This window comes from Citricoccus sp. K5, from assembly GCF_902506195.1.
Taxonomy (GTDB): Bacteria; Actinomycetota; Actinomycetes; order Actinomycetales; family Micrococcaceae; genus Citricoccus.
Window position 1 is genome coordinate 1,775,676 of record NZ_LR732817.1, and the last position, 25,840, is coordinate 1,801,515.

A 25,840-nucleotide genomic window follows, 5' to 3' on the forward strand; every position below is an offset into this window, starting at 1 on the left:
TTCTCGGGCACGGCTCAGCTCTCGTTCGAGAGCTGGGCGACGTCGGCCAGCGAGTCCACGTCCCCGGCCACGCGCTCGTCGCGTTCGGTGGCCACCTTCGAGGACAGGCCGAAGATGTCGATGAACCCGCGGGCCGAGGACTGGTCGAAGGCATCGCCCTCGTCGTAGGTGGCCAGGCTGAAGTCGTACAGGCCGGTGTCGGAGCGGCGTCCCTGCACGGTGGCGCGGCCGCCGTGCATCTCCATGCGGATGTCGCCGGAGACGTACTTCTGGGTCTCGTCCACGAAGGTGTCCAGGTTCTTCTTCAGCGGGGAGAACCACTGGCCGTCGTAGACGATCTCGGTCCAGCGCTGGTCCACGGTCTTCTTGAAGCGGGCCTGCTCACGCTCGAGCGTCACGTTCTCGAGCTCCCGATGGGCGGTCATGAGCGCCATGGCGCCGGGGGCCTCGTAGATCTCACGGGACTTGATGCCGACCAGGCGGTCCTCGACGATGTCGATGCGGCCGATGCCCTGGGCGCCGGCCCGGCGGTTCATCTCCTCGATGATCTGCAACGCGGAGAGAGAGCGGCCGTCCAGGGCGGTGGGCACGCCCTGGTCGAAGGTCACGGTGACCACGTCCGGAGCCGGCGGGAAGGCCGGGTCGTCCGAGTAGTCATAGACGTCCTTGGTCGGTCCGTTCCAGATGTCCTCGAGGAAGCCGGTCTCCACGGCGCGGCCCCAGACGTTCTGGTCGATCGAGAAGGGGTTCTTCTTCGTGGTGACGATCGGCAGTTCATGGCGCTCGGCATACTCGATGGCCTTGTCCCGGGTCAGGGCAAGGTCCCGGACGGGTGCGATGCACTTCAGGTCCGGGCCCAGGGTCTGGATGCCGACCTCGAAGCGGACCTGGTCATTGCCCTTGCCGGTGCAGCCGTGGGCCACGGTGGTGGCCCCGAACTGGCGGGCGGCGGCGACCAGGTGGCGGACGATGACCGGCCGGGAGATGGCCGAGACCAGCGGGTAGGCGTCCATGTACAGGCCGTTGGCCTTGAGCGTCGGCATGCAGTACTGCTCGGCGAACTCGTCCCGAGCATCCGCAACATAGGCTTCGACGGCGCCACAGTCGAGGGCGCGCTGACGGATGGTCTCCAGGTCCTCGCCGCCCTGGCCCACGTCCACGGCCACGGCGATCACCTCGGCGCCCGTGGCCTCACTGATCCAACCGATGGCCACCGACGTATCCAGTCCGCCCGAATAGGCCAAGACGATGCGCTCTGTCATTGCGTACTCCTTCTGTTGCCTGCGATAGTGCCGGCGTTGCCGCCTGCGAGGGTGCCTGCCACGGGGCCGCGCACCGCGTGCGGAACGGCCGGCCTGCTCTATGCAAGAGTCTACATATTTATGCAGCGCATGCCGAACCACCCTTCGACACCGGGTTGACCGCGCCGCTTTCCCCCAGGGCTTCTGCACGACGCCGTGCCCTCACCGTAATCTGGTGCCATGACGAGCGATACCCCACACGCCAGCCAGTCCGACGACCAGCCGACAGCGAACAGCACGCCGGAGCTGACCGATGAGGAACTGGAGTTCCTGAACTCCCTCTTCGACCTGGCCCGCGCCGGGGACGGCGACCGGCTGCTACCCGTCCTTGACCAGGGTGTCCCCGTCGATCTCGCCAACCACAAGGGCGACACCCTGCTGATTCTTGCCACCTACAACAACCATCCGGGGCTGGTGACGGCCCTGATCGAGCGGGGCGCCGACGTGCACCGGCTCAACGGCCGCGGTCAGTCGGCGTTGTCCTGCGCAGTCTTCGTGCAGAACGAGGAGTCGGTGCGGGCACTACTGGCCGCGGGCGCAGATCCGGACGAGGGCCCCGTGAGCGCCCGCGCCGCCGTCGACATGTTCGGGCTCGAATCGATGCGGACACTCCTGGACGATCCCGAACTCCGCGCATGAGAGCAGGATGAGAATCCACCCCGAATGCCGAGGATAATTTGACGTTATCGTTCTGATGCATTTCACTGGACCTAGTCCTGCTTCGTGATCTTTTCGTGATCTGGCAGGAAGCCTGCGGGGTTCCCCCACCTGCACCGTCCCTTGGGAACCCCGTGCCGTGAAATCCATCGCGGACGGCGGACGGTGCTGCATGGACGGTCGGGGACGGCCTGAGCAGTGGTGGGCCGAAACCCCAAGAAATCATGCAGAAGACTTCCACTGCCTCCCAGTCCACCCGCCGCACCATCATCCGCCGCTCGGCCGCAGGCCTCGCCGGCGTTGCCGTGGCCGGCGCCGGCCTGACCGCCCTCTCCGCACCCGCCACCGCCGCCCCGGCCTCCAGCTGGGACGCCCTGGCCCAGTGCGAGTCCGGAGGCAACTGGTCCATCAACACCGGCAACGGCTACTACGGTGGCCTGCAGTTCTCCCCGAGCTCCTGGAGCGCCGCCGGCGGCTCCGGCATGCCGCACCAGGCCTCCAAGGCCGAGCAGATCCGCGTGGCCGAGAACCTGCTCTCCATGCAGGGCTGGGGCGCCTGGCCCGCCTGCTCCGCCAAGCTGGGCCTCTACGGCAACGGCGGCAGCGCCGAGGTGACCACCCAGTCGGCCGAGACCTCTTCCCAGACCCAGGAGGCCGCTCCGAAGGTCGAGAAGAAGCAGGCCGCGCCCAAGGCCGAGAAGAAGCAGGCCGAGCCGCAGCAGCAGGCACCTCAGCAGCAGGCTCCGGTCCAGGAGGAGCGCGCCTCCGCCGTGTCCCCGGTCGAGAAGTCGGACGAGACCATCACCGTCCAGGCCGGCGACACCATCTCCAAGCTGGCCGACGCCCACGGCGTCGACGGCGGCTGGGAGGCCCTGTACGCGGCCAACTCGGACACCGTGGCTGATGCGAACCTGATCTTCGTCGGCCAGACCCTGCACCTGCCGGCCTGATCCTGACGGTTCAGATCTGCAGCACCGGCTGACGGCACCGGACGGACCAGTGGTCCGCCGGCTGCCAGCAGCACAACGAACGCGTTGGATGGGGAGTACTCCCCATCCAACGCGTTCTGCGTTGGGGGTGGACGCCGATAGGCTGGCGTGGCCCGTGATCGTTTCGCCCTGTCGCACCCTGCGGCCGGACATCACCGGTTCAACAGTCTCGAGGGGGACCTCTATGCCGACGAGCATCACCACCACCCAGCGCAAGCCGCTCCGCGTCCTGGGCATCACCGCACTGGGCGCCGCTGCAGCCCTGACCCTGGCCGGCTGCGCCGGCTCCGGCGTTCCGGCACTGGAGGACGTGTGGCCCGAGGCCCACGCCTCGATCGAGGACGCGACGTCCGTGGCCATCGACGGCAGCGTGAGCCAGGGCGGCCAGGACATGACCGTGGCCATCTCCGGTCAGATCGACAATTCGTCCTACTCCGGCAACGTGGCCATGGGGGACGTCGCGGTCGAGATCCTCGGCAATGACGAGTACACCTACATGAAGCCGAACACCGCGTTCTACGAGGAGAACGGCGGCGGCGCCCAGCTGCAGGAGATGGTGGGTGACAAGTGGCTGGAGATGCCCGCCGAACAGGGCGGTTTCACCATGTCCGCCTTGTGGGAGGCCTTCACCGAGGACATTCCCTCGTCCGATGAATTCAGCGACTCCGAGTACACCTCCGAGGCCGTCGATCTGAACGGCGAAGAGGTCTACAAGTACACCGGCAGCACCGAGGACTCCGATGAACCCGTGAGCCTCTACGTGTCCAAGGACAACAAGCTGGTCCGAGTCGAGGCCGAGGCGGCGTCCTCCGACGACGAGTCCGCCTCCCCTTCGGCCTCCTCCGACTCCTCGTCCGGCACCGGCACGATCGACTTCTCCGAGTGGGACGCCGTGGAGACGGTGGAGATGCCCGCCGAAGACACGATCTTCTCCGTCCCGGGCCTCTAGGACGCCGCTTCACGGACCCGGCCGTCCTTCGGGTCCAGGTGGAGCTACCCCGCGTATTCGAGGAACCGTCCGGCGACGGCGACTCCCCCGTCCGGCGCACGCGTCACGATCATGATCGTGTCATCCCCGGCAATCGTGCCGAGGATGTCCGGTTGGCGTGACTGATCGATTACGCTGGCGAGGAACTGCGCCGCGCCGGGCGGGGTCCGCAGAATGACCAGGTTGGCGCTGGATTCGGCCGCCACCAGGAGGTCCCGGCACAGGCTGGAGAGCCGGTGCTCCAGGGCCTCCGGAGCTCGCCGCGTGGCCAGCTCGCCCGGCACCGGCCCCTCCGGCGGAACCGAGTAGACCAGCTGACCGCTGTCAGCGCGCACCCGGTAGGCGCCCAGCTCGACGAGATCACGGGACAGCGTCCCCTGCGTCACCGAGACTCCCCGGTCGCTCAGCTCCGCCAGCAACTCGGCCTGGCTGTGCACGTCAGTGGCGGCGAGGACGTCCTTGATGGCCGCCTGACGTGCTGTCTTGGTGGCCGGGGCGCTCATCGGACGTCAGAACCGGCGGTGGAGACACGTCCGTCACCGAGGGTCGCGCCGGCCGGCGCGGCGGCCAGACCCGAACGGTAGAGCAGCCAGGCCATCAGTGCCTTCTGGGCATGCAGGCGGTTCTCGGCCTCGTCGAACACCACTGACTGCGGTCCGTCGATGACCTCCGCGGATACCTCGAGGCCCCTGTAGGCCGGGAGACAGTGCAGGAACACCGCGTCCGGCGCGGCCATCGCCATGGCCCGAGCGTCCACGGCGTAGTCACGGAACAGGGTCTGCCGGGCTTCCTTCTCCTCTTCCTGGCCCATGGAGATCCAGGTGTCGGTGACCACGACGTCGGCGCCGTCCAGGGCCTGCGCGGCGTCGGTCGTGATCAGCACCGATCCCCCGGTCTCGGCGGCCCGGGCCTCGGCGGCCGCGACCACGGCCGCGTCCGGCAGGTATCCCGAGGGGCCCGTGACCCGCACGTGCATCCCCGCGGTCACGCCGGCCAGCAGGTATGAGTTGGCCATGTTGTTTGCGGCGTCCCCCAGGTAGGTCATGACCAGGCCCTCCGTGCGCCCCTTGTGCTCGCGCACCGTCAACAGGTCGGCCAGCAGTTGGCAGGGGTGGTAGTCGTCCGAGAGGGCATTGATCACGGGCACGGTGGCGTGCTCGGCCATCTCCTCCAGTCCCGCTTGCGCGTACGTGCGCCAGACGATGACGGACACCATCCGGGACAGCACCTGGGCGGTGTCCGCAATGGACTCCTTGTGGCCCAGCTGAGCCTCGCCGGGATTGACGATCAGGGGCTGCCCGCCGAGGTCGGCGATACCCGCGGCGAAGGACACCCGCGTCCGGGTCGAGGTCTTGTCGAAGAACACGATGCCGGTCTGTGGTCCGGCCAATGGCCGGTGCAGGTAGCGGTCGGCCTTCATGGCCTGCGCCAGGTCCAGAACTTCGGACTGTTCGGCGGCGGTGAGATCGGTGTCGACGAGGAAGTGCCGGAGTGGTGCCGAGGACGGCGAGGTACTGGGGGTCATGCTCAGTTCTCCTGATCGTGCTGTTGCTGGTGCGCCTGCAGGGCCGAGTCCAGGAGCGACGGGAGGTCGGCCACCAGGCGGTCGGCCTCCTCCTCCCCCAGGACCAGGGGCGGGGCCAGACGCAGGGTTGAGGGTCCGGTGGCGTTGAGCAGGTACCCCGCCTCGAGACCGGCGCGGACCACGGCCGGTGCCAGGCCGCCGTCGGGCACCCGGGCTTCCGCGCCGGCGGGCACGGTGATGTCCATGCCGATGAGCAGGCCGTACTGGCGCACCTCGGTGACCGCGTCCACGGCGCCGAGCTTTCGCGCCAACCGGGCGCCGAGGTCATGGACGTGCTCCAGCAGACCGGTCTGGGCGATCGTGTCCAGCACCGCCAGACCGGCGGCCGTGGCGACGGGATTGCCGCCGAAGGTGGTGCCGTGCTGACCGGCGGTGAGCAAGGCGGAGACCTGCGGGCCGAAGCTGATCATGGCGCCGATCGGGATGCCACCGCCCAGGCCCTTGGCCAGCGTCATCGCGTCCGGCACCACCGGCTCATCCTGTCCGGTGACAGCGGGGTTCTGGTGGGCGAACCAGGTCCCGGTACGGCCGGTGCCGGTTTGGACCTCATCGAAGATCAGCAGCGCGCCGTGACGGCGGGTGAGGTCCCGGGCGGTCTGCAGGTAGCCGGCAGGCCAACCGTGCACGCCGGACTCGCCCTGCACGGGTTCGACGATGACGGCGGCCACGGTCTCATCGAGAGCGGCCTCGAGCGCGGCCGCGTCACCGGCGGGGATGAACTCGATGCCCCCGGGCAGGGGTTCGAACGGTTCGCGGTAGGCGGGCTTCCAGGTCATGGCCAGGGCGCCCAGGGTGCGGCCGTGGAAACTGTGTTCCATCGCCAGGACGCGCGTGCGGCGACCGGAGGGGTCCTCGCGGCCATGTCGGCGCGCCAGCTTCAGTGCGGCCTCATTGGCCTCGGATCCGGAGTTGGCGAAGAAGACGGTGGACCCCTCGGGGGCCTCGGCCAGGTCCAGCAGTCGCTCGGCGAGGGAGATCTGCGGGCCGGAGGTGAAGAGGTTGGAGATGTGGCCCAGGGTGCCGAGCTGCTCGGTCACCGCCGCGACGATGGCCGGGTGGGCGTGACCGAGCGCGTTGACGGCGATGCCCCCGAGGAAGTCCGTGTACCGGCGGCCGTCGGCATCCCAGACATGCACGCCCTCACCACGGACCAGGACCCGGCTGGGAGCACCGAAGACTCCGGTCAGCGAGGAAGCATAGCGCCCGAGCAGTCCCGACTGGGCAGAGGCGGCGGAGGCGGCGGAGGCGACGGTGGCGCCAGAGTTCGAATCGTTCATCATGTTCCCTCAGTCAGTGTGGTCATCGGGCAGGACCTGGGTCCCCACCCCGGCCGTGGTGAAGACCTCGAGCAGCATCGAGTGCGGCGCCCGGCCGTCCACGATGTGGGCCTGGGGCACTCCGCCGTCCACGGCATGGAGGCAGGCGGCCATCTTGGGGATCATCCCGGCCTCCAGGGTGGGCAGCAGCTCACGCAGCTCACCGGCGGACAGGGACGAGACCAGCGATGTCCGGTCCGGCCAATGGGAGTACAGGCCCTCCACGTCCGTGAGGACCACGAGCTTCGAGGCACCGAGCGCCACGGCCAGGGCCGCAGCGGCGGTGTCGGCGTTGACGTTGAGCACCTCCCCCGTGGTCAGGCCGTCGGCGCTGATCTCCGGGGCCACCGAGGACACGACGGGGATCCGCCCGTTCTCCACCAGATCCCGGATGGCACCGGGGTTGACCTGGGTGACCTCGCCGACCAGCCCGAGGTCCACCGGTTCGCCGCCCACCTCGGTTCCGGTCCGCTGGGCCTGGAACAGGGCGGCGTCCTCACCGGACATCCCGACGGCATAGGGGCCATGCCCGTTGACCAGGCCCACGAGCTCGCGGCCGACCTGGCCCGTGAGGACCATCCGGACCACGTCCATGGCCTCGGCGGTGGTGACGCGCAGCCCCCCGGCGAACTCCGACTCGATTCCGAGCCGGTTCAGCATGGTGTTGATCTGTGGCCCGCCCCCATGCACCACGACAGGATGGATGCCGCAGTGGTGGAGGAAGACGATGTCCTCGGCGAAGGCTCGGCGCAGTTCATCCGACACCATGGCGTTGCCGCCGTACTTGATCACCATGGTGGTGCCGGCGAAGCGCTTGATCCAGGGCAGGGCCTCGACCAGCACCGCAGCCTTGGCGGCAGCACCGTCTGGGGAACCCGGAGCGTCGGCGTTTCCGGGGCTGTCAGCGGTATCAGTCGTACCGCTGGAGTCGGTCATCTCGCTCATGGTGGCCCTCAGCTCGAATACGCGGAGTTCTCATGCACGTAGTCGTGCGTGAGGTCGTTGGTCCAGATGGTCGCGGTGGCCTCGCCCGCGTGCAGGTCGATCACCACGTTCACCTCGCGTGGGGAGAGGTCCACGAGCTCGCGGTCCTCGCCCACCCCGGAGTCGCGACAGACCTGGACGCCGTTGAAGTGCACGTCGAGACGCTCGGCGTCGAACGGGGCCAGGTCCTCCGGCACCGTGCCGACGGCGGAGATGACACGCCCCCAGTTCGGGTCCTGGCCGAACACGGCGGCCTTGAACAGGTTGGAGCGGGACACGGCGCGGGCCACCGCCTCGGCGGCCTCCTCGGTGCTCGCGTTGACCACCTGGATGGAGATCTCGTGGGCGGCGCCCTCGGCGTCGGCGATCAGTTGCCGCGCCAGGTCCGCGCAGACCGTGCGCAGTCCCTCCTGGAACTCCGCGGTGTCCGGCCGGGTCCCGGTCGCGCCGGAGGCGAGCAGCGCCACGGTGTCGTTCGTGGACATGCAGCCATCGGAGTCCGTGCGGTTGAACGTGGTCCGGACCGCCTCGGTCAGGGCCGCGCCCAGGTCCGCTGCGGCCACGACCGCGTCAGTGGTGATGACGCACAGCATGGTCGCCATTCCCGGTGCGAGCATGCCGGCGCCCTTGGCCATGCCCCCGATCACGTACCCCGGGCCGCGGTGGACCGCGGTCTTGGGCACCGAGTCCGTGGTCATGATGGCCTCGGCCGCATCGCCACCGCCGTCGGCGGCCAGCGCTTCCGCGGCGGCGGTCACGCCCGGGATCAACCGGTCCATCGGCTGGGGCAGCCCGATCAGGCCGGTGGAGCACACGAGCACGTCTCCGGCGGAGATCCCCAGCTGTGCGGCAGCATGCTCTGCGGTGACATGCGTGTCCTGGAACCCCTGGTGACCGGTGGCGGCATTGGCCCCGCCCGAGTTCAGAATCACGGCATCCACTCGTCCGTCCGCGACCACCTGGCGGGACCAGACCACGGGGGCGGCGACCACCCGGTTGGTCGTGAAGACGGCGGCCGCGTGGCGGTCCGGTCCGTCGTTCACGACGACGGCCACGTCCGGTTTCCCGGTCGACTTCAGTCCGGCGGCCACACCGGCGGCACGGAATCCCTGGGCTGTGGTGACGCTCATGGTGCGATCCCCTGTTGGGTCAGGCCCGTCTCCTCGGCCAGGCCGAGAGCGAGGTTCATGGATTGGATGGCGCCGCCAGCGGTCCCCTTGGTCAGGTTGTCCAGGGCGGCGGTGATGATGACGCGGCCGGCGTGCGCGTCCACGGCCAGCTGCATGACCACGTGGTTGGAGCCCAACACGGACTGGGTGGTGGGCCACTGTCCCTCGGGCAGCAGGTGGACGAACTGCTCCTCCCCATAGGCCTGCTCCCAGGCGGCACGTACCTCGGCGGGGTCCACGCCGGGCTTCAGGCGGGCTGTGGCGGTGGCCAGGATGCCGCGAGGCATCGGCGCCAGCGTTGGGGTGAAGGACACCGTGACGGGCTCCCCCGCCGCCTGGGTGAGCCCCTGCTCGATCTCGGGGGTGTGCCGGTGTCCGCCCCCCACGCCATAGGGGCTCATGGAGCCCATGGCCTCACTGCCCAGCAGGTGCGGCTTGAGGGACTTGCCCGCCCCGGAGGTCCCCGAGGCTGCCACGATCACCACGTCCTCCGGAGCGAGGACGCCGGCGGTGAAACCGGGGGCGAGGGCGAGCAGACACGTGGTCGGATAGCAGCCCGGGACGGCGATCCGCGACGCCCCGGCGATCTCCGCCCGCTGTCCGGGCAGTTCGGGCAGGCCGTAGGGCCAGGTCCCGGCGTGGTCGGAGCCGTAGAACCTCTCCCAGGCCTGCGGTGACTGCAGGCGGTGGTCCGCGCCGGCGTCGATCACCAGGGTTCCGGGCGAGAGCAGCTCGAGCTCGGCGGCGATGACACCGCTGGCGCCGTGCGGCAGGGCCAGGAAGACGACGTCATGGCCGGCCAGCACCTCAGCCGTGGTCTCCTGCAGGAGGCGATCGGCCAGGGCATGCAGATGAGGCTGGAGAGCACCCAGTCGCTCCCCGGCGTTCGAGTGGGCCGTGATGGCCCCGATCTCCACTTCGGGGTGGGAGAGGAGAAGGCGCAGGACTTCTCCTCCGGCATATCCGCTGGCGCCGGAGACGGCAACTGTGAGGCTCATGCGCCCATGCTAGGCGAAATATGCAGTGTTGCCAATATTTATGCAGAGTTGGGCTGCCGTACACCCATCACCGACCCACGGGCCGCCGGGCGCGACTACGGTAGGCACCATGACCGAGACTCACCTCCCCAGCACCCAGCATGCCGTTCGCGTCCAAGCCTCCGGGGGGCCCGAGGCGCTGCAGTGGACGGAGGTCCCCGTCCCTTCGCCGGGCCCCGGAGAGGTCCTGGTCAGGACCGCGGCCGCAGGCCTGAACTTCATCGAGACCTATCAGCGCTCGGGCGTGTACCGGATGCCTCATCCGTTCACTCCCGGATCCGAGGGTTCGGGGACGGTGGTCGCTCTCGGCCCCGAGGTCGAAGGTGCGTCCGCGGCGGTCGGTGAAGTGGTCGCCACGGCGGCCGGTGCCGGGACCTACGCCGAATACTTCACCGCCCCGGTGGACCAGTTGCTGCCGGTGCCGAGCGGAGTCGACCCGGCGGAGGCCGCGGCCATCCCCCTGCAGGGCATGACCGCCCACTACCTGTGCCGGTCCACCGTGGAGGTCCAGCCGGGCCAGACGGTCCTCGTCCATGCCGGTGCCGGAGGCGTGGGCCTGCTGCTGACCCAGCTGTGCGTGTCCCACGGCGCCACCGTCATCACCACGGCCTCCACCGAGGAGAAGAAGGCGCTCTCCCGCGCGGCTGGCGCCAGCCACGTCCTCGACTACTCGGGGTTCGCCGACGCCGTGCGGGACCTCACCGGTGGACGCGGCGTTGACGCCGTGTTCGACGGGGTCGGCCGGGACACATTCGACGAGTCCCTGGCCTCCCTGCGGATCCGTGGAACCCTGGCCCTCTTCGGTGGGGCGTCGGGGCCGGTGCCACCAGTGGATCCCCAGCGCCTCAACTCCGCCGGCTCGGTGTTCCTCACCCGCCCCACCCTGGTGCATCACACATTGACCGCCGAGGAGACGCGGTGGCGGGCCGGGGAGCTGTTCTCCGCCCTCGACGCCGGCACCCTCGACTTCCGGATCGGAGCAACCTATCCCCTGGCCGAGGCAGGCCGGGCGCACGGGGACCTCGAATCCCGCCGCACCACCGGAAAGTCCCTGCTGCTGCCTTAGACCAGCCGGCGGCCGGGACGCCGGCGGAGCGCATCGTCGGTCAGTCGTCGGGCGGCGACATCTCCGGACCGACGGACAGGAATCACGATAAGATGACAGGCATTCTTTTTTCGATCCGCATTTTTATCCCGTTTCGATCCCGTTGAACCTGAGCCGGAAGTAGGCCGAACGCCACCGTGTCCCCCCATGTGCCCCAGTTGCCCTCCGCTGAGAAGGCCCCTCCGGTCCGGACCCTGGTCCAGTTGCTGGAGGCCACCGCCCAGCAGCACCCCGAGGCGCCTGCCCTGGACGACGGCGAGACCGTCCTGTCCTACGCGGAACTGCTGGACGAGGTGAAAGTAACAGGCCGAGCCCTGCACAGTGCCGGCCTCGGCGCCGGGGACCGGATCGGCATCCGCATCCCGTCCGGAACAGTGGAGCTCTACGTCTCCATCCTGGCCACCCTGTACATCGGCGCCGCCTACGTCCCGGTGGACGCGGACGACCCGGACGAAAGGGCCCGGCTGGTGTTCTCCGAGGCCAAGGTGGCCGCCATCCTCTCCGGTCAGGGCCGGGTGCAGACATCCTCGAAGCGACCCAAGCCATTCCCCAGTCCCCGTCCACCCGGGCCGGAGGACGATGCCTGGATCATCTTCACGTCCGGGTCCACCGGCACGCCCAAGGGCGTGGCCGTCTCCCACCGCAACGCCGCGGCCTTCGTGGACGCCGAGGCGCGCATCTTCCTCCAGGACGACCCCCTCGGACCCGGCGACCGGGTTCTGGCCGGACTCTCCGTCGCGTTTGATGCCTCCTGCGAGGAGATGTGGCTGGCCTGGCGCCATGGTGCCTGCCTCGTCCCCGCCCCGCGCTCCCTGGTCCGCTCCGGCATGGACCTCGGCCCCTGGCTCGTCTCCCGTTCCATCAACGTGGTGTCCACCGTGCCGACGCTGGCCGCCCTCTGGCCGCCGGAGGCCCTGGAGAACGTGCGGCTGCTGATCTTCGGCGGTGAGGCCTGCCCGCCGGACCTGGCCGCCCGCCTGGCCGAGGACGACCGTGAGCTCTGGAACACCTATGGGCCCACTGAGGCCACCGTGGTGGCCTGCACCGCCCCCATGGACGGCACCGGACCGGTGCGGATCGGTCTGCCCCTGGACGGCTGGGACCTGGCCGTCGTGGACCCCGCCACCGGCATCCCCGTGGCCGAGGGCGAGACGGGCGAGCTCATCATCGGCGGGGTCGGACTGGCCCGCTACCTCGACCCGGCCAAGGACGCCGAGAAGTATGCCCCGATGGAGTCCCTCGGGTGGGACCGCGCCTACCGTTCCGGGGACCTCGTGGTCTGGGACCCGGACGGGCTGCTGTTCGTGGGCCGCGCCGATGAGCAGGTCAAGCTCGGCGGCCGCCGCATCGAACTCGGAGAGGTCGATGCGGCCCTCCAGGCCCTGCCGGGCGTCGCCGGCGGGGCCGCCGCGGTCCAGACGACCCCGGCCGGAACCCAACTGCTCATCGGGTACCTGGCGGTGCCGGCGTCGACCACCGGACGCGGCGAACCCGACTTGAAGGCCTTCCGCCGGCTCCTCGAGAAGGAATTGCCCGGAGCACTGGTCCCCCGCCTGGTCACCGTGGAGACCCTGCCCACCAAGACCTCCGGCAAGGTGGACCGCAACGCCCTGCCCTGGCCGCTGCCGGGTCAGTCGGGAGCTGGTGCGGGCCACGGCGGCTCAGGCCCGAGCACCGACCTTCCTGTGGATCCCGAGTCCCCCGGCGGCTGGGTGCTGACCCAGTGGGCGGACGTGCTGGGCGCCACCCCCGAAGACCTGGATAGCGATTTCTTCGCCTCCGGCGGCGGGTCATTGGCGGCCGCCCAGCTCGTCTCCCGCCTGCGCACCCGCTACCCCTCCGTCACCGTGCGGGACGTCTACGCCCACCCCCGTGCCGGAGCCCTGCTCGAGGCCGTCACCGGCAATGACGGCAGGCCGGTGGAACCTGCTGAGCCCGTGGAGCCGCGCCCGGTGGCCCGTACCGCCCGCAAGGCCCAGGTATTCCAGACGCTGATGGGCATCCCCCTGGTCATCCTCGTGGCCCTGCGCTGGGTCGTCTACCTGGCCGCCGGGTCCAACCTGGCCGCGGCCTGGGGTGTCCTGCCCGGCGCTCCGACCGTCTCCTGGTGGTGGGTGCTGGCCGGCTGGCTCGTGTTCGTGTCCCCGCCGGGCCGCATGGCCCTCTCCGTGGTGGCGGCCCGGCTGCTGCTGCGCGGGATCCAACCCGGCTCCTATCCGCGGTCCGGCAAGGTCCATCTACGCCTGTGGCTGGCGCAGCACATCTCCGACCTCGTGGACCCGGTGTCCCTGGGCGGCGCCCTGTGGGTCCCCACCTACGCCCGGCTGCTCGGTGCCCGGATCGGCAAGCACGTGGACCTGCACTCGGTCCCGCCCATCACGGGGCTGTTGGACCTCGGCTCCGGCGGCTCCGTCGAGCCCGAGGTCGACCTGTCCGGTTACTGGATCGACGGTGACGTGGTGCACATCGGCGCCATCACTGTCGGCGAGGACGCCGTGGTCGGTTCCCGCTCCACGCTGATGCCCGGCGCCGTCATCGGCACGGGGACCGTCATCCAGCCCGGCTCCACGGTGACCGGGAAGGCCAAGGACGGCCTCGAGTACGTCGGTTCCCCCGCCCAGCGTCTCGGCAAGGCCAAGTACGACGGCCCGAACATCGACCCGCCGCGCGCCACCGGATGGCTCGTGCTGTCCACCATCGGCTCCGGTGCCCTGGCCCTGCTGCCAGTCGCCGCGGCTTTGGCAGCCGCCCTCGTAGGCCTGTGGTCCCTGACCTGGTGGCCGGACTGGGAGTCCGGCGGGGCCGGCGCTGCTCCCGAGACCGTGCTCGGCTCCGCCTGGCGGCTGTTGGCCGCCAGCCCCCTGATCGCCGCCGTGTGGTTCGGCGCGAACATGCTCTTCACCGTGGTGTCCGTGCGGCTGCTGTCCCTCGGCGTCGCCGAGGGCTACCACGCCGTCCGCTCCCGCATCGGCTGGCAACTGTGGGCCACGGAACGTGTCCTGGACACCGCCCGTGACCTGCTCTTCCCGCTGTACGCCTCCCGGTTCACCCCGGTGTGGTTGCGCTGGCTGGGGGCCGAGGTCGGTGCCAACGTGGAGGCATCCACCGTCATCCTGCAGCCGGCCCTGACCCAGATCGGCGATGGTGCCTTCCTGGCCGATGACACCATGATCGGCTCCTATGAGCTGCAGCGCGGCTGGATGTACGTGGGGCAGGCGAAGGTCGGCAAGAAGTCCTTCGTCGGCAACTCCGGTATGGTCGCGGCCGGACGCAAGCTCTCCAAGAACGCCCTCGTGGCCGTGCTGTCCGCCACCCCGAAGAAGACCAAGGCGGGCTCCTCCTGGCTGGGGTCACCTCCCGTGCGTCTTCGCCGGACCGAGGTCGAGGCGGACGACGCCCTGACTTATGATCCGCCGGCACGGCTCAAGCTGGTGCGCAGCGCCTGGGAGTGCCTGCGCCTGCTGGCCGTCTGGTGCTCCGTGGTCATCGCCGTGGCCGTGGTGGTGGCACTCAACGGGCTCGCCCAAGTGGGCGGCGGGGCAGCTGACGGCGCCGGGGCCGGGGGCTGGTGGCTCGCGGTCCTGCTCGGCGGAGTGGTGCTCATGGCCGCCGGCGCGTTGGCGGCCGGCTCCTCCGTCCTGGCCAAGAAGGTCCTCGTCGGCCGGATCAAGGCCGGCGAGCATCCCCTCTGGAGCTCCTTCATCTGGCGCAACGAGGTGGTGGACAACTTTATCGAGGTGGTCTCCGCCCCGTGGTTCGGGCGGATCGCCTCCGGCACTCCCTCCCTCGTCTGGTGGCTGCGCGCCCTCGGAGCCCGGATCGGCCACGGCGTGTGGTGCGAGTCCTACTGGCTGCCCGAGGCCGACCTGGTGACCCTGGGCCACTCCTCGACCGTGAACAGGGGCTGTGTGGTCCAGACCCACCTGTTCCATGACCGCGTCATGTCCCTGGATACCGTGCAGCTGGGCGAGGGTTCGACCCTCGGTCCGAACTCCGTGATCCTTCCGGCGGCCTCCATCGACGACGGCGCCACGGTGGGCGCGGGTTCGCTCATCATGCGCGGTGAGATGGTCCCGGGCCACTCCTGGTGGGCCGGCAACCCGGTGGCGCCGTGGAAGGGACCGAAGGTGAAGGGCCGCGCTGCGGCCATCACTAGACTGGAACGGCTCGAGGAGAAGGCCGAGAAGGCAGCCGAGAGGGCCGCCGAAAGGCGATCCTCCGAGCGAGACGCTGAGACAACAGCCGCGACTGCGGCCGAAGACCCTGAGGAGCACAACCGCCCGTGAGTGTGGAAACCCCGGTTCTGCCCGATCCGTACATCCCTGGATCGGGGACGCCGGACTTCACGGTGGGCCACTACGACCTGCAGTTGGAGGTCAAGCTGGCGGCCAATCGGATCGCCGGGAAGGCCCGCCTCGAGGGGACCGTCCTGCGGCCGGCCAAGCGGATCGAGCTCGATCTGCATGAGCTCTCGGTCAGCAAGGTCACCGCTGCCTCGGAGGGCCGTACCGTGAAGGTCGCCAAGTCCGCTGTGCGCCGGGGCCGGCTGGTCGTCGACCTGGCCACCAGGCTCGACGCCGGGGCCCCCCTGACCCTCGAGGTCACCTACGCCGGGGTGCCGAAGATGCTGAACGGGCCCTGGGGTGAGATCGGCTGGGAAGAACTGGACGACGGGGTGCTGGTGGCGGGCCAGCCCAATGGCGCAGCCACCTGGTTCCCGTGCGTTGACCACCCGTCCGTGAAGTCCACCTACCACTTCACCGTGGCCACGGACGCCGGCTACCTGCCGGTCTGCAACGGCCTGCCCACCGGTCACCGCCGCCGGTCCTCCCGTGAGGAGTGGACCTGGGAGCTGCGTGACCCGGCCCCCACCTACCTGGTCACCCTGCAGATCGGCCGGTACCAACTGGTCGCCGTGCCGGAACACCCGACCGGGCGCCACCGCTCCACCGTCTCCTTCCGGCAGCGGGTGCAGGGCCTGGTGCAGGACCTGCTGCCGGGAACGGACGGGCAATGGCGGCCCGGCCATGCCCCGGAGGGCGGCGACGGCCAGGAGGACCAGAGCCGGTACGAGGGCGAGATCCACGGCGAGAGGGCCCCCGCGGGCCTGGCCGAGAACGAGCCGGCTCCCGTGTTCCTGGCGGTCTCGCCGGCCCTGCAGGACCGCGCCCTGGAGGCCCTGGGGCGACAGACCGAGATGATGGCGTGCTTCAGCTGGCACTTCGGCCCCTACCCCTTCGACCGGTACACGGCCGTGGTGACGGACGACGTGCTGGAGATCCCGCTGGAGGCGGCGTCCCTGTCCATCTTCGGGGCGAATCACCTGACGGGTTCCTGGGCCGCCGAGCGGCTGGTGGCCCACGAACTGGCGCACCAGTGGTTCGGCAACGCGCTGACCCTGCGCCGGTGGCAGGACATCTGGTTGCACGAGGGGTTCGCCTGCTACAGCGAGTGGCTGTGGGGCGCGGAGTCGGGGCATGGCACGATGACCTCGCTGGCCCGCACCGCCTGGCGAGGACTGGCGCTGAAGGCCAAGGACCTGGTGGTGGCGGACCCGGGGCCCGAGCTGATGTTCGACGACCGCATCTACAAGCGCGGTGCCCTGACCCTGTTCGCCCTCAACCGGGCCGTGGGCGACGAGGTGTTCACGGACCTGATCCGCTCCTGGGTGGCTGAGCACCGGCACTCCTCCGTGGACACAGGGATGTTCCTGGACCACGCCGATCGCCAGGCCGAGGCGGCCGGACACCCGGCCGGTCACGCACGTGCGGTCATGCGGCCCTGGCTGTGCGAGCCCGCGCTGCCGGCCTTCCCCACGTCACGCTGACGCCGCGGGAGTTCCTTGGAGTTCGGGCCCGGACGGAGGCCGGTCCCCGGCGGGTGGCAGGAGCACGACAGCGCCGAGCAGGTGATCGGGGGCGGACCCCCCTGGCCAGTCACGGTCTGGGACGATGACGGAACCGGGCCGGTCCGGCACCGCCAGCTCCAGGGTCCCGGGCAGTGTGACCGCCACGTCTGCCGGGTCGCCGGTGAAACCGGTGCCATGGGCTTTGGCAAGGCCTTCCTTGGCGCACCACAGCAGGCCGCGGGTTCCCGGGCGCACGCGCTCCTCCAGGGCACCGAGCAGCCGCTCCTCCTCCTCAGAGAAGCCGACGCCGGCCAGTTCAGAGGGCTCGGCGAAGGCCGCGGACCCGGCCTGCTCGAGGTCGACCCCGATCCGCCAGCCCGCCACCGTGTCCGGGACCCCGATCCAGGCGGTGGCGAGCCATCCTCCGGCCCGGCTGAAGCTCACCGCCGGCAGCGGCGCGGCCAGGTCCCCCGGTGCGAGGGCGTCCGGGCCCCGACGGCGCCGGGCCAACCGGCTGTGACGCAGCTCCGGCTGGCCGTGATCCTCGGATCCACAGTGGGAACAGCGGTGGATGACCTCGAAGGTCCCCGGCCGGTGCCCCAGGGACACGGCAAGGAAGTCGAGGGCCTCACGGCGCTGGTCACCGGTCCGGGGACCAGTGACCACCACGTGCCATCCCGGGTCCGACGCCGGCCCGTCACCTGTGCCCATGGTCCCTACTTTCCCTGACTGCCCTGCCGGCGGAGTCCCCGGCCTGGTGGCCGAATACACGCTAGCGCTGCACGGCTCCGTGGCGACGGGCGGCCAGTTCGGTGGCGGCCGTTCGGGCCGCGGAGGCCTCGTCCGCGGTCAGGGTCCGGTCCGGGGCACGGAAGCGCAGCGAGAAGGCCAGCGACTGGTGACCGTCCTCCACACCCTGCCCGGAGTAGACGTCGAAGAGCCTGACGTCCTCGAGCAGCTCCCCCGCCCCCTCGCGCAGGGTCTCCAGGACATCTCCCGCCACCACGTCGTCCGCGACCACGAGGGCCACGTCCTGGCTGGTGAGTGGGAAGGTGGACATCGGCCGGGCCACCACCACGTCGGCTGCTGCGGCGATCAAGGCGTCCAGGTCGAGCTCCATGGCCACGGTGCGGGCGGGCAGGTCGGTGTCCTCGAGCCAGGACGGCAGCAGCTCTCCGGCAACCCCGATGAGGGCGCCGGCGGAATCAACAGAACCGGCCAACCGCAGCACGGCGGTGCGGCCCGGGTGGAAGGCCTGATGGGATCCCTGGGCGACCTGCAGGTCTACGCCGAGGATCGCCGCTGCGTCCAGGGCGGCACCGAGGGCGTCCTGCCAGTCGTACGTACGGGGCTGGTGGCCGGTGCCGGGTGCGGAGTCGTGTCCGGTGAGGACGGCGGCCAGGTGCCGCGGCTGGTCCGGGATGCCGGCCTCCAGGTCCGCCAGCACCTCGTCCGCGGGGCGGGCGCCCAGCGGCGGGATCGTGGCCGAGCCCAACTGCTCACCGGGCAGGAAGACCAGACCCGACTCATAGAGGGCCAGATCCCGGAATCCACGGGAGTGATTGCGGCGGGCGATGTCCAGCAGCCCGGGCAACAGGGAGGTGCGCAAGTACCCGAACTCGGCGGAGATCGGGTTGGCCAGGTGCACCATCCTCTGCGCGGCGCCCGTGTCCTCGGTGGCGGAGCCGAAGAAGCGGTTCTGCGCCTCGGACACGAAGGGGTAGGCCAGCACCTCGGTCAGGCCTGCGTCGGCCAGGCCCTGGACCACCCGGCGCCGGGCTGCCTGTTCCCGGGTCAGCCCGCGCCCCGGAGGGGCCACCGGGAGGGTGGACGGGATCTGGTCGTACCCGATCAGACGCGCGATCTCCTCGACCAGGTCATCCCGGATCTCCAGATCGTGGCGCCAGGTCGGGGCGGTGACCGTGAAGACCGTCCCGGACGGGCCGGCGTCGGGACGTCCCGCGTCCGGTTCCGTGCCGCGCTCGACCGTAGCGCCCAGGTCCCGCAGGGTCGTCTCTATCTGTTCCTCGGTGTACTCGATGCCCATGCGGGCCCCCGGGTAGGAAGCCGGCAGCTCGATGACGTTCGGCTCCGGACGGGTGCCCACTTCGGTGATCCCCGCGTCAGCGGTGCCGCCGGCCAGCTGGACGAGCAGCTGGACGGCGCGTTCGGCCGCCTCGTCCGCGATCTCCCAGTCCACGCCGCGCTCGTTGCGCTTGGAGGCCTCGGAGGGCAGGCGGTGGCGGCGGCGGGTGCGGCCCATGGACACGGGGTCGAAGTGCGCGGACTCGATGACGATCGTGGTGGTGGAATCGGACACCTCGGTCTCGCCGCCGCCCATGACGCCGGCCAGGCCGATCGGTCCACGGTCGTCGGTGATGAGCAGGTCCTCGGCGGAGAGCGTCCGCGACTTGCCGTCCAGGGTGGTCAGCGTCTCGCCCTCGGCGGCGCGGCGGACCACGATCGGGCCCTGCAGCTTCGCCGCGTCATAGAAGTGCAGCGGCTGACCGAGTTCCCACATGACGTAGTTGGAGATGTCCACGGACAGGGAGATGGACCGCATGCCGGCCAGGCGCAGACGCTGGGCCATCCACGGCGGGGTGGGACGGCTCGGGTCGATGCCGGTGACGGTGCGTGTCACGAAGCGGTCGCAGCCGGGGACGCCGTAGATGGGACGCTCGTCCTCCAGACGCACCGGGTGCCCCTGGCCGTTCGGCTCGGGAGCCGTGACCAGGGAAGCCGGATCGGTGAAGGGCAGCCCGGTGGCGTGCGCGTACTCACGGACCACGCCACGGACGGAGAAGGCGTAGCTGCGGTCCGCGGTCACGTTGATCTCGGCGGCCTCGTCCCGCAGGTGCAGGAGGTCGTACACGTCCGTGCCGGGCTCCGGGTCATTGCCGTTCTCGGGCGAGAAGCCGAGGGAGGACAGCACGATGATGCCGTCGTGGTCCTCACCCAGGCCCAGCTCGCGCGCCGAGGCGATCATCCCGGCGGAAAGGTGGCCATAGGTCTGACGCGGCGTGATGCGGAAGTCACCGGGGAGCACGGAGCCGGGCAGGGTGACGACGACCTTGTCCCCCACCTGGAAGTTGTGGGCGCCGCAGACGATGCCCTGCACTCCGGACGGGTCGATGCCCTCGCCGGAGAGAGTCTGTTCCTGGCCCTCGGGCACCACGCGGACCTGGCACCAGTTGATGGTCTTGCCGTTCTTCTGCGGCTCGGGGACCATCTCCAGGACCTCGCCGACCACGAGGGGGCCGGAGAGCTCGTCCAGGGGACGGTGGACGTCCTCCTCCTCGAAGCCGACCCTCACCAGGTCGGCCATGACGTCCTCGGCGGTCGCGTCCGCCGGGACCGGGACATATTCACGTAGCCATGACAGCGGGATGCGCACGGGTGATCAGATCTCCATTCCGAAGTGCTGGGAGAAGCGGACGTCGCCCTCGATCATGTCTCGCATGTCGAGGACCTCATTGCGGAACATCAGGGTGCGTTCCACGCCCATGCCGAAGGCGAACCCGGAGTAGACCTCCGGGTCCAGTCCGGCGGCACGCAGCACATTCGGGTGCACCATGCCGCAGCCGCCCCATTCGATCCACTGCGGACCGCCCTTGGCGCCGGGGTGCCAGATGTCCATCTCCGCGCTGGGCTCGGTGAAGGGGAAGAAGTTGGAGCGCAGCCGGATCGTGGCCTCGGGGCCGAACATCTGGCGGGCGAAGTACTCCAGGGTGCCGCGCAGGTCCGCCATGGTCAGTCCCCTGTCAACCGCCAGACCCTCGAACTGGTGGAAGACCGGGGTGTGGGTGGCGTCCAGCTCATCCGTGCGGAAGGTGCGGCCGGGCGAGAGCACGTACACGGGGACGCCACGCTCGAGCATGGCGCGCATCTGCACGGGCGAGGTCTGCGTCCGCAGCAGGAGGTGTGACTCGGCCGGGTCCACGAAGAAGGTGTCCTGCATCTCGCGCGCCGGGTGGTCCGGCTTGAAGTTCAGCGCATCGAAGTTGTACCACTCCGACTCGAGCTCGGGTCCCTCGGCGATCTCCCAGCCCATGCCGATGAAGATGTCCGAGACGCGCTCCTGCAGCACGGAGAGCGGGTGGCGGGCACCCACACGCCGGCGGCGCACGGCCGTGGTGACGTCCACGGTCTCCTCGACGAGCATGCGGGCGGCGTGCTCGGCCTCGAGGACCTCGGTGCGGGCAGCGAGCGCCCGTTCCATGGACTTGCGGGCCCCGCCCATGAGCTTGCCGGCCACGGCCTTCTGGTCCTTGACCAGCTTGCCGATCCCCCGGTTCGCCAGCGTCAGCGGCGCCTTCTCCCCCGTGTGGGCCAGACGTGCCGCCTTGAGTTCATCGAGGTCGGCGGCGGCGGCAAAGGCCGCCAGGGCCCGCTCGACGGCGGCGTGCACCGCGGTCTCGTCGGCCGGGGAGATCTCCGGCCCGTTGGGGTCCGACTGGGGGGTTTCCGTCATGGTGGGCAACGACCTTCATGTTCTGAGGTTGCGAATGTAAAAAACGTAGCTCTACGGTTTTGACCTTGGGTGTGGCCACCCGCACCCGGCGGAAGGCCTTGGCCAGTCTAATGGCCGGAGGGAGGGCACGGCATACCGACGACGCCTCGGCCTGTCCGGGCAGAATGGGCCCATGCCCCTCCGCCTGCGGTTCCGCCAGCTGTGGAACGCCGCGAACCTGACCACGCCCCTCGGACTGGTGCTGGCCCTGGCCTCGGGTTGCCGGATCCAGTATGGCCCGGACGGCCTGATCCTTGCCTTCGGCTACCGGTGGGCCTTTCCCGACGGCGGCGCCTTCACCGTCGGCAACATGGTCCTGTTCCGGCCCCACACGACTCCGACGGCCCGGCTGCTGGAACACGAGTCCCGGCACGCCACCCAGTACGCGTGGTGCCTGGGGCTGCCGTTCCTGGTGCTGTACTTCACCGCGGCCGGCTGGTCCTTACTGCGTACCGGTGATCCGGCCTCCCGCAACCTTTTCGAACGCCAGGCAGGCCTGGTGGCCGGCGGCTACCGCGAGCGCCCGGTCCGGTGGCCACGGCGGCGGTAGCCGGCTGGTCGGCCGGTGCCTGCCCGTCGAGTCCTGTGGGACTCAGAGCCAGGTTTCGGCCAGCAGTTCCAGGGAGCGGTCCCGCACGGCAGGGTCAAAGGCGTAGGTGACGGTGATGAGCTCATCGGCGCCGGTACGCTCCACGAATTCCTCCAGCTGGGCCTTCACCATCGAGGGGGCGCCAACGGCCTTGATCCGCAGCATCGGGTTCTCCTCACCACCAGGACCGGCAAGGGTGTCCGGGTCCACGGGCGGCTGGAGCTTGCGGCGCTGCCCGCGCTGGATGTCGAGGAACATCTGCTCGATCACCGTGTGTTCACGTGCTGCCTCCTGGTCGGTGGGGGCCACCATCACGTTGATGCCCGCCATGACGTAGGGCTCGTTGATCTGAGCGGTGGGTGCATCGGCCGTGAAGGAGTCCCGGTACACCTGGATGGCCTGATCGAGCTGGTCGGGGGCGAAGTGCGAGGCCAGGGAGAACGGCAGACCCAGCTGGCCGGCGATGGACGCCCCGTTGACGGTCGATCCGAGGACCCAGATGGGCACCTCGGTCCCCGCGGACACGGCGGACATGATGGGCACGCTGTGGGCGGTCCCGGTCTCGCTGAACCAGCCCTGCAGATCGTAGATGCTCTGGGCGAAGGCCTGCGGCTCGGCCGAGGAACGGCTCAAGGCCTGGGCGGTCATCATGTCCGTTCCCGGAGCACGCCCCAGGCCCAGGTCGATCCGGTCCCCGTGGATGTTGGCCAGGGTCCCATACTGTTCGGCCACCATCAGCGGGGCATGGTTGGGCAGCATGACTCCGCCGGAGCCCAGCCGAATCCGTTCGGTGACCGAGGCGGCCTGGGAAATCAGCAGTGCGGTGGCGCTGGACGCCAGATTGGGAGTGTTGTGGTGCTCCGCGAACCAGATCCGGTGAAAGCCCAGCTGATCAGCGGTGCGGGCCGAATCCATCGAGGCGGCGATGCCGTTCCGGGCAGTGGACCCCTCTGAAATGGAGACCAGATCAAGAATGCTCAGGGGCACAGACAATTGTCGAAGTTCCTCACGTTGGCAGAAGCAGGCGCGTACGTCAGGGACAACCACCACTGACGGCCCTTCTATTCCACGGAAGCCGCCGACCAGGACACCGGCCACCCCGTCGTCTTGCCCCGCTCCCCCGTTCCGTCCCAAGCGCCTGAGCGCCTGAGCGTGCTGGTGGGGCCGGCGTCGCCGTCCGTTGACTAGGATCAACACGTTCCGGATTCGGTCCGGTTCTTGTTCTTGATCTTGATCTTGATCTTGTTCTTGATCTTGTTCTTGTTGTTCCCTTGTCCGCTCTCCGTTGGGAGACACCTCGCGCCGCCCTCCTGTCACCAGCCCGATCCTGCCGTGGATCATCGTCGGTATTGTCGTGTTGGCCCTCAATCTCCGGTCACCGATCATCGCGCCCACCGCGATCCTCGGGGAGATTCAGGCCGGGACCGGCCTGAACGCCGCCGGGGCCGGCCTGCTGACCGGGCTGCCGATCCTGCTCTTCGCCCTGGCAACGCCCTTGGCCACCCGGACCATCGGACGCCTCGGTGCCGAGTCCACGGTGTTCGCCTGCCTGGCGGGAGTGCTGGCCGGCACCGTGCTGCGGTCTGCCGGCCCGGCATGGATGGTCCTGGCCGGCACCGTGGTGATCGGCCTGTCCCTGACGTTGGGGAACATCGTGGTGCCCGTCATCATCCGCCGCGAGGTGCCCTGGGACCGGGTGTCTCTCGCCACCGGGCTGTACTCGGCGGGAATGAACCTCGGCGCGATGGCCACCCTGCTCGGGACCGGCCCGCTGGCCGCCGCCGTGGGGTGGCGCTGGGCCCTCGCGCTGTGGGGAGTGCTCGCCGTCGTCGGGATGGCCTATTGGCTGGCACTGGTCCGGCGGCGGCTGCGGGATGCCGCCACCGAGCAGCCCGACGCCCCCGAGACCGGTCCGGCATCCGGGGAGGTGGCTCCGAGCGACCGGAGCACCGCCGGTGACCGGACCACACCGCAGTTCCGCCGTGTCATGTGGTTGCTGGTCATCACCTTCAGCGGCCAGTCAGCCGGCTACTTCACGACCACGACCTGGTTGCCTACGATCCTCATGGAGACCCAGGGTCTGGACACGGCGGGGTCCGGTGCCATCGCGTCCCTGTTCCAGGTCGCCGCCATCGTGGGAGCCCTCGGAGTTCCGATGATGGCAGCCCGTTCCAGGCCCTGGGTTCCCATGGCCGTGGTCGCGGTGCTGTGGCTGTCCCTGCCCATCGGCCTGCTGCTGGCGCCCGATGCCTACGTACTGTGGGCACTCACCGGTGGCGTGGCGCAGGGGGGCGGCTTCACAGCCATCTTCTCGATCATCGCCCGAATGGCCCGCAACGATTCAGAGGCAGCCTCCGGATCGGCCTTCGTCCAGACCGGCGGCTACCTGGCCGCCACGATCGCCCCGCCGTTCGCCGGCTGGCTCCACACCGCCACCGAAGGCTGGACGGCACCGATTCTGCTGGTCCTCGCCGCCACGCTGGCCTTCACCATCGCCGGACTCCTGGCCGTCCAGGCAGCGGGGCGTTCACCCGGCCCTCGACAGGCAGGAGCGGACCCGGCCTAGCCTGGGGACATGAGCACCGAGTCCAAGCCGAGCACCGTCGACGAGTACATCGATTCCGCCCCCGAACAGCTGCGGGGCAGACTTGAGGAGTTGCGGGCGTTGACCCGGTCCGCGACGCCCGAGGTCACCGAGGCACTGAAATGGGGCACCCCGGCCTTCCTGCACCCGAGCGGGACGATCCTGTTCATCGTCAGCGGTCATCAGCGCCACTCCAACGTGGTCTTCACCCCCAGCATCCGCGAGGCCTTCGACGATGAGCTCTCCGATGTCGAGACCGGCAAGGGATCCGTGAAGATCTCCCACGGCGATCCCTTGCCCCGCGAGCTCCTGACACGGATGATGCAGGCCCGCTGGCGCGAGTTCGAGGAACACGGCGTCACCTGGATGTAGCAGGTATGGGCTCCCTGCCGGAGGCGGCGGCTCACCGCCCGTCCGCGAGCTTTCGTCAGTACAGCGAGCCTTCTGGCTCATCGAGGTCCGACTCCGGCCGGGCCGCTTCCAGCGCGGCGATCATGAGCGCCTCGGCCAGCCGGGTGCCCGGCAGGGTCGGCCATGGTTCCGGACGGGCCCTGTCATCGGCGCGGGCTCCCGCCCGTGCTGTTCTTCGCGGCGCGTTCTCGTCCCATGGCACGTGGATGAACCCGGCGGTTCGCACTGAACTGGTTTCAGCCCGGGCCATCAGTGTGTAGAAGAGGTGGTTGCAGACGAAGCTGCCCGCGCTCAGGGACAGCTCTGCCGGGATCTCAGCCTCGCGCAGCGCGGCGACGATGCGCTTGACCGGCAGGGTGGAGAAATAGGCGGCGGGGCCGGCGTCGTCCACGGCCCGCCCTGCCGGCTGGGCCCCGGCGTTGTCCGGGATGCGGGCATCCTGAAGGTTGACGGCCACCCTCTCCACGGCCACCCGCGTCCGGCCGCCAGCCAGGCCGCAGGCGATGACGGTCCCGGGGCGGTGCTCGGCCAGTGCCCGCTCCAGGGCCTCGGTGGATCCGGCGAAGGAACAGGGCAGCCTCACGGCGACCGCTTCGACGCCGCGGTCCCGGAGGCGACGGGCCGCCTCCTGCGCCGCGGGCCACGAGGGGTTGTGCCCATCCCCCGCGAAGGGCTCGAAGCCGGTGAGCAGAAGGGGCGCGAGCCCTGTGCCGTGGTGGGCTGCGATGGCGGGGGCTGGACCGGTCATGGCTTCAGCGTAGCGCCCC

General features: G+C 69.9%; 21 protein-coding genes. 9 read left to right on the top strand and 12 right to left on the bottom strand.

Features of this window, described 5'->3' with window-relative positions; translation table 11 throughout:
• Positions 1-14: 14 nt before the first annotated feature.
• Complete coding sequence (locus tag BOSE125_RS07900; protein ID WP_159551488.1) at positions 15-1,262, bottom strand: argininosuccinate synthase; 1,248 nt, start codon at positions 1,260-1,262, stop codon at positions 15-17.
• Positions 1,263-1,481: 219 nt separating this feature from the next.
• Here BOSE125_RS07900 and BOSE125_RS07905 point away from each other — a divergent pair, with 219 nt between their 5' ends.
• From BOSE125_RS07905 to BOSE125_RS07915, 3 genes are all read left to right on the top strand, one after another.
• Positions 1,482-1,940: an ankyrin repeat domain-containing protein gene (locus BOSE125_RS07905; protein ID WP_159551490.1), complete on the top strand. Its 459-nt coding sequence runs from the start codon at positions 1,482-1,484 to the stop codon at positions 1,938-1,940.
• A gap of 242 nt (positions 1,941-2,182) precedes the next feature.
• Positions 2,183-2,908, top strand: a complete 726-nt coding sequence (gene rpf, locus BOSE125_RS07910; protein WP_159551492.1) for a resuscitation-promoting factor Rpf — start codon at positions 2,183-2,185, stop codon at positions 2,906-2,908.
• Between the two features lie 223 nt (positions 2,909-3,131).
• Positions 3,132-3,896, top strand: a complete 765-nt coding sequence (locus tag BOSE125_RS07915) for a hypothetical protein (RefSeq protein ID WP_159551494.1) — start codon at positions 3,132-3,134, stop codon at positions 3,894-3,896.
• A 44-nt stretch (positions 3,897-3,940) separates the two neighbouring features.
• Here the strand turns inward: BOSE125_RS07915 and argR are convergent, their stop codons facing one another.
• From argR to argC, 6 genes are read right to left on the bottom strand one after another with little or no spacing between them, the layout of a single operon-like run.
• Entirely contained in the window at positions 3,941-4,438 is a 498-nt protein-coding gene (gene argR / locus BOSE125_RS07920; RefSeq protein WP_159551496.1) for an arginine repressor, read from the bottom strand.
• Entirely contained in the window at positions 4,435-5,460 is a 1,026-nt protein-coding gene (gene argF / locus BOSE125_RS07925; protein ID WP_159551498.1) for an ornithine carbamoyltransferase, read from the bottom strand. The genes argR and argF overlap by 4 nt, the downstream gene beginning before the upstream one ends.
• Positions 5,461-5,462: 2 nt before the next feature.
• Positions 5,463-6,797, bottom strand: coding sequence for an acetylornithine transaminase (locus tag BOSE125_RS07930; protein WP_159554924.1), 1,335 nt, complete (start codon positions 6,795-6,797; stop codon positions 5,463-5,465).
• A 9-nt stretch (positions 6,798-6,806) separates the two neighbouring features.
• On the bottom strand, positions 6,807-7,772 hold the full coding sequence (argB, locus tag BOSE125_RS07935) for an acetylglutamate kinase (protein ID WP_159554926.1): 966 nt from the start codon (positions 7,770-7,772) through the stop codon (positions 6,807-6,809).
• A 17-nt stretch (positions 7,773-7,789) separates the two neighbouring features.
• Positions 7,790-8,950, bottom strand: coding sequence for a bifunctional glutamate N-acetyltransferase/amino-acid acetyltransferase ArgJ (gene argJ / locus BOSE125_RS07940; RefSeq protein WP_159551500.1), 1,161 nt, complete (start codon positions 8,948-8,950; stop codon positions 7,790-7,792).
• A complete protein-coding gene (gene argC / locus BOSE125_RS07945; RefSeq protein ID WP_159551502.1) occupies positions 8,947-9,987 on the bottom strand; it encodes an N-acetyl-gamma-glutamyl-phosphate reductase in 1,041 nt (346 codons plus the stop codon). The genes argJ and argC overlap by 4 nt, the downstream gene beginning before the upstream one ends.
• 109 nt (positions 9,988-10,096) lie before the next feature.
• On the opposite strand from argC, the gene BOSE125_RS07950 reads away from it, so the two are divergent.
• The 3 genes from BOSE125_RS07950 (at position 10,097) to BOSE125_RS07960 (ending at position 16,958) form a co-directional block, all read left to right on the top strand.
• Entirely contained in the window at positions 10,097-11,092 is a 996-nt protein-coding gene (locus BOSE125_RS07950) for a quinone oxidoreductase (protein ID WP_159551504.1), read from the top strand.
• Between the two features lie 176 nt (positions 11,093-11,268).
• Positions 11,269-15,417, top strand: a complete 4,149-nt coding sequence (locus tag BOSE125_RS07955; protein ID WP_159551506.1) for a Pls/PosA family non-ribosomal peptide synthetase — start codon at positions 11,269-11,271, stop codon at positions 15,415-15,417.
• Positions 15,414-16,958, top strand: coding sequence for a M1 family metallopeptidase (locus tag BOSE125_RS07960; protein ID WP_159551508.1), 1,545 nt, complete (start codon positions 15,414-15,416; stop codon positions 16,956-16,958). Before BOSE125_RS07955 ends, BOSE125_RS07960 begins: the two co-directional genes overlap by 4 nt.
• Here the strand turns inward: BOSE125_RS07960 and BOSE125_RS07965 are convergent.
• From BOSE125_RS07965 to pheS, 3 genes are all read right to left on the bottom strand, one after another.
• The gene (locus BOSE125_RS07965) at positions 16,950-17,690 is read right to left on the bottom strand and encodes a 4'-phosphopantetheinyl transferase superfamily protein (protein WP_159551510.1); all 741 of its coding nucleotides are present in this window, start codon (positions 17,688-17,690) and stop codon (positions 16,950-16,952) included. The two genes, BOSE125_RS07960 and BOSE125_RS07965, sit on opposite strands and share 9 nt — an antisense overlap.
• 61 nt (positions 17,691-17,751) lie before the next feature.
• Positions 17,752-20,373 carry a phenylalanine--tRNA ligase subunit beta gene (gene pheT / locus BOSE125_RS07970; protein WP_159551512.1) on the bottom strand — a complete coding sequence of 874 codons (2,622 nt, stop codon included), beginning with the start codon at positions 20,371-20,373 and terminating at the stop codon, positions 17,752-17,754.
• 6 nt (positions 20,374-20,379) lie between these two features.
• Positions 20,380-21,450 carry a phenylalanine--tRNA ligase subunit alpha gene (pheS, locus tag BOSE125_RS07975; RefSeq protein WP_159551514.1) on the bottom strand — a complete coding sequence of 357 codons (1,071 nt, stop codon included), beginning with the start codon at positions 21,448-21,450 and terminating at the stop codon, positions 20,380-20,382.
• A 172-nt stretch (positions 21,451-21,622) separates the two neighbouring features.
• Between pheS and BOSE125_RS07980 the strand changes: the two genes are divergently transcribed.
• Complete coding sequence (locus tag BOSE125_RS07980; protein ID WP_159551516.1) at positions 21,623-22,039, top strand: hypothetical protein; 417 nt, start codon at positions 21,623-21,625, stop codon at positions 22,037-22,039.
• Positions 22,040-22,081: 42 nt separating this feature from the next.
• Here the strand turns inward: BOSE125_RS07980 and BOSE125_RS07985 are convergent, their stop codons facing one another.
• The gene (locus BOSE125_RS07985; protein WP_159551518.1) at positions 22,082-23,071 is read right to left on the bottom strand and encodes an LLM class flavin-dependent oxidoreductase; all 990 of its coding nucleotides are present in this window, start codon (positions 23,069-23,071) and stop codon (positions 22,082-22,084) included.
• A gap of 292 nt (positions 23,072-23,363) precedes the next feature.
• On the opposite strand from BOSE125_RS07985, the gene BOSE125_RS07990 reads away from it, so the two are divergent.
• Together BOSE125_RS07990 and BOSE125_RS07995 are read left to right on the top strand one after the other, a co-directional pair.
• On the top strand, positions 23,364-24,644 hold the full coding sequence (locus tag BOSE125_RS07990) for a CynX/NimT family MFS transporter (protein ID WP_236557878.1): 1,281 nt from the start codon (positions 23,364-23,366) through the stop codon (positions 24,642-24,644).
• Positions 24,645-24,653: 9 nt separating this feature from the next.
• Positions 24,654-25,034 carry an iron chaperone gene (locus BOSE125_RS07995; protein WP_159551520.1) on the top strand — a complete coding sequence of 127 codons (381 nt, stop codon included), beginning with the start codon at positions 24,654-24,656 and terminating at the stop codon, positions 25,032-25,034.
• A 55-nt stretch (positions 25,035-25,089) separates the two neighbouring features.
• Here the strand turns inward: BOSE125_RS07995 and pcp are convergent, their stop codons facing one another.
• Complete coding sequence (pcp, locus tag BOSE125_RS08000; RefSeq protein WP_159551522.1) at positions 25,090-25,821, bottom strand: pyroglutamyl-peptidase I; 732 nt, start codon at positions 25,819-25,821, stop codon at positions 25,090-25,092.
• Between the last annotated feature and the right edge of the window lie 19 nt (positions 25,822-25,840).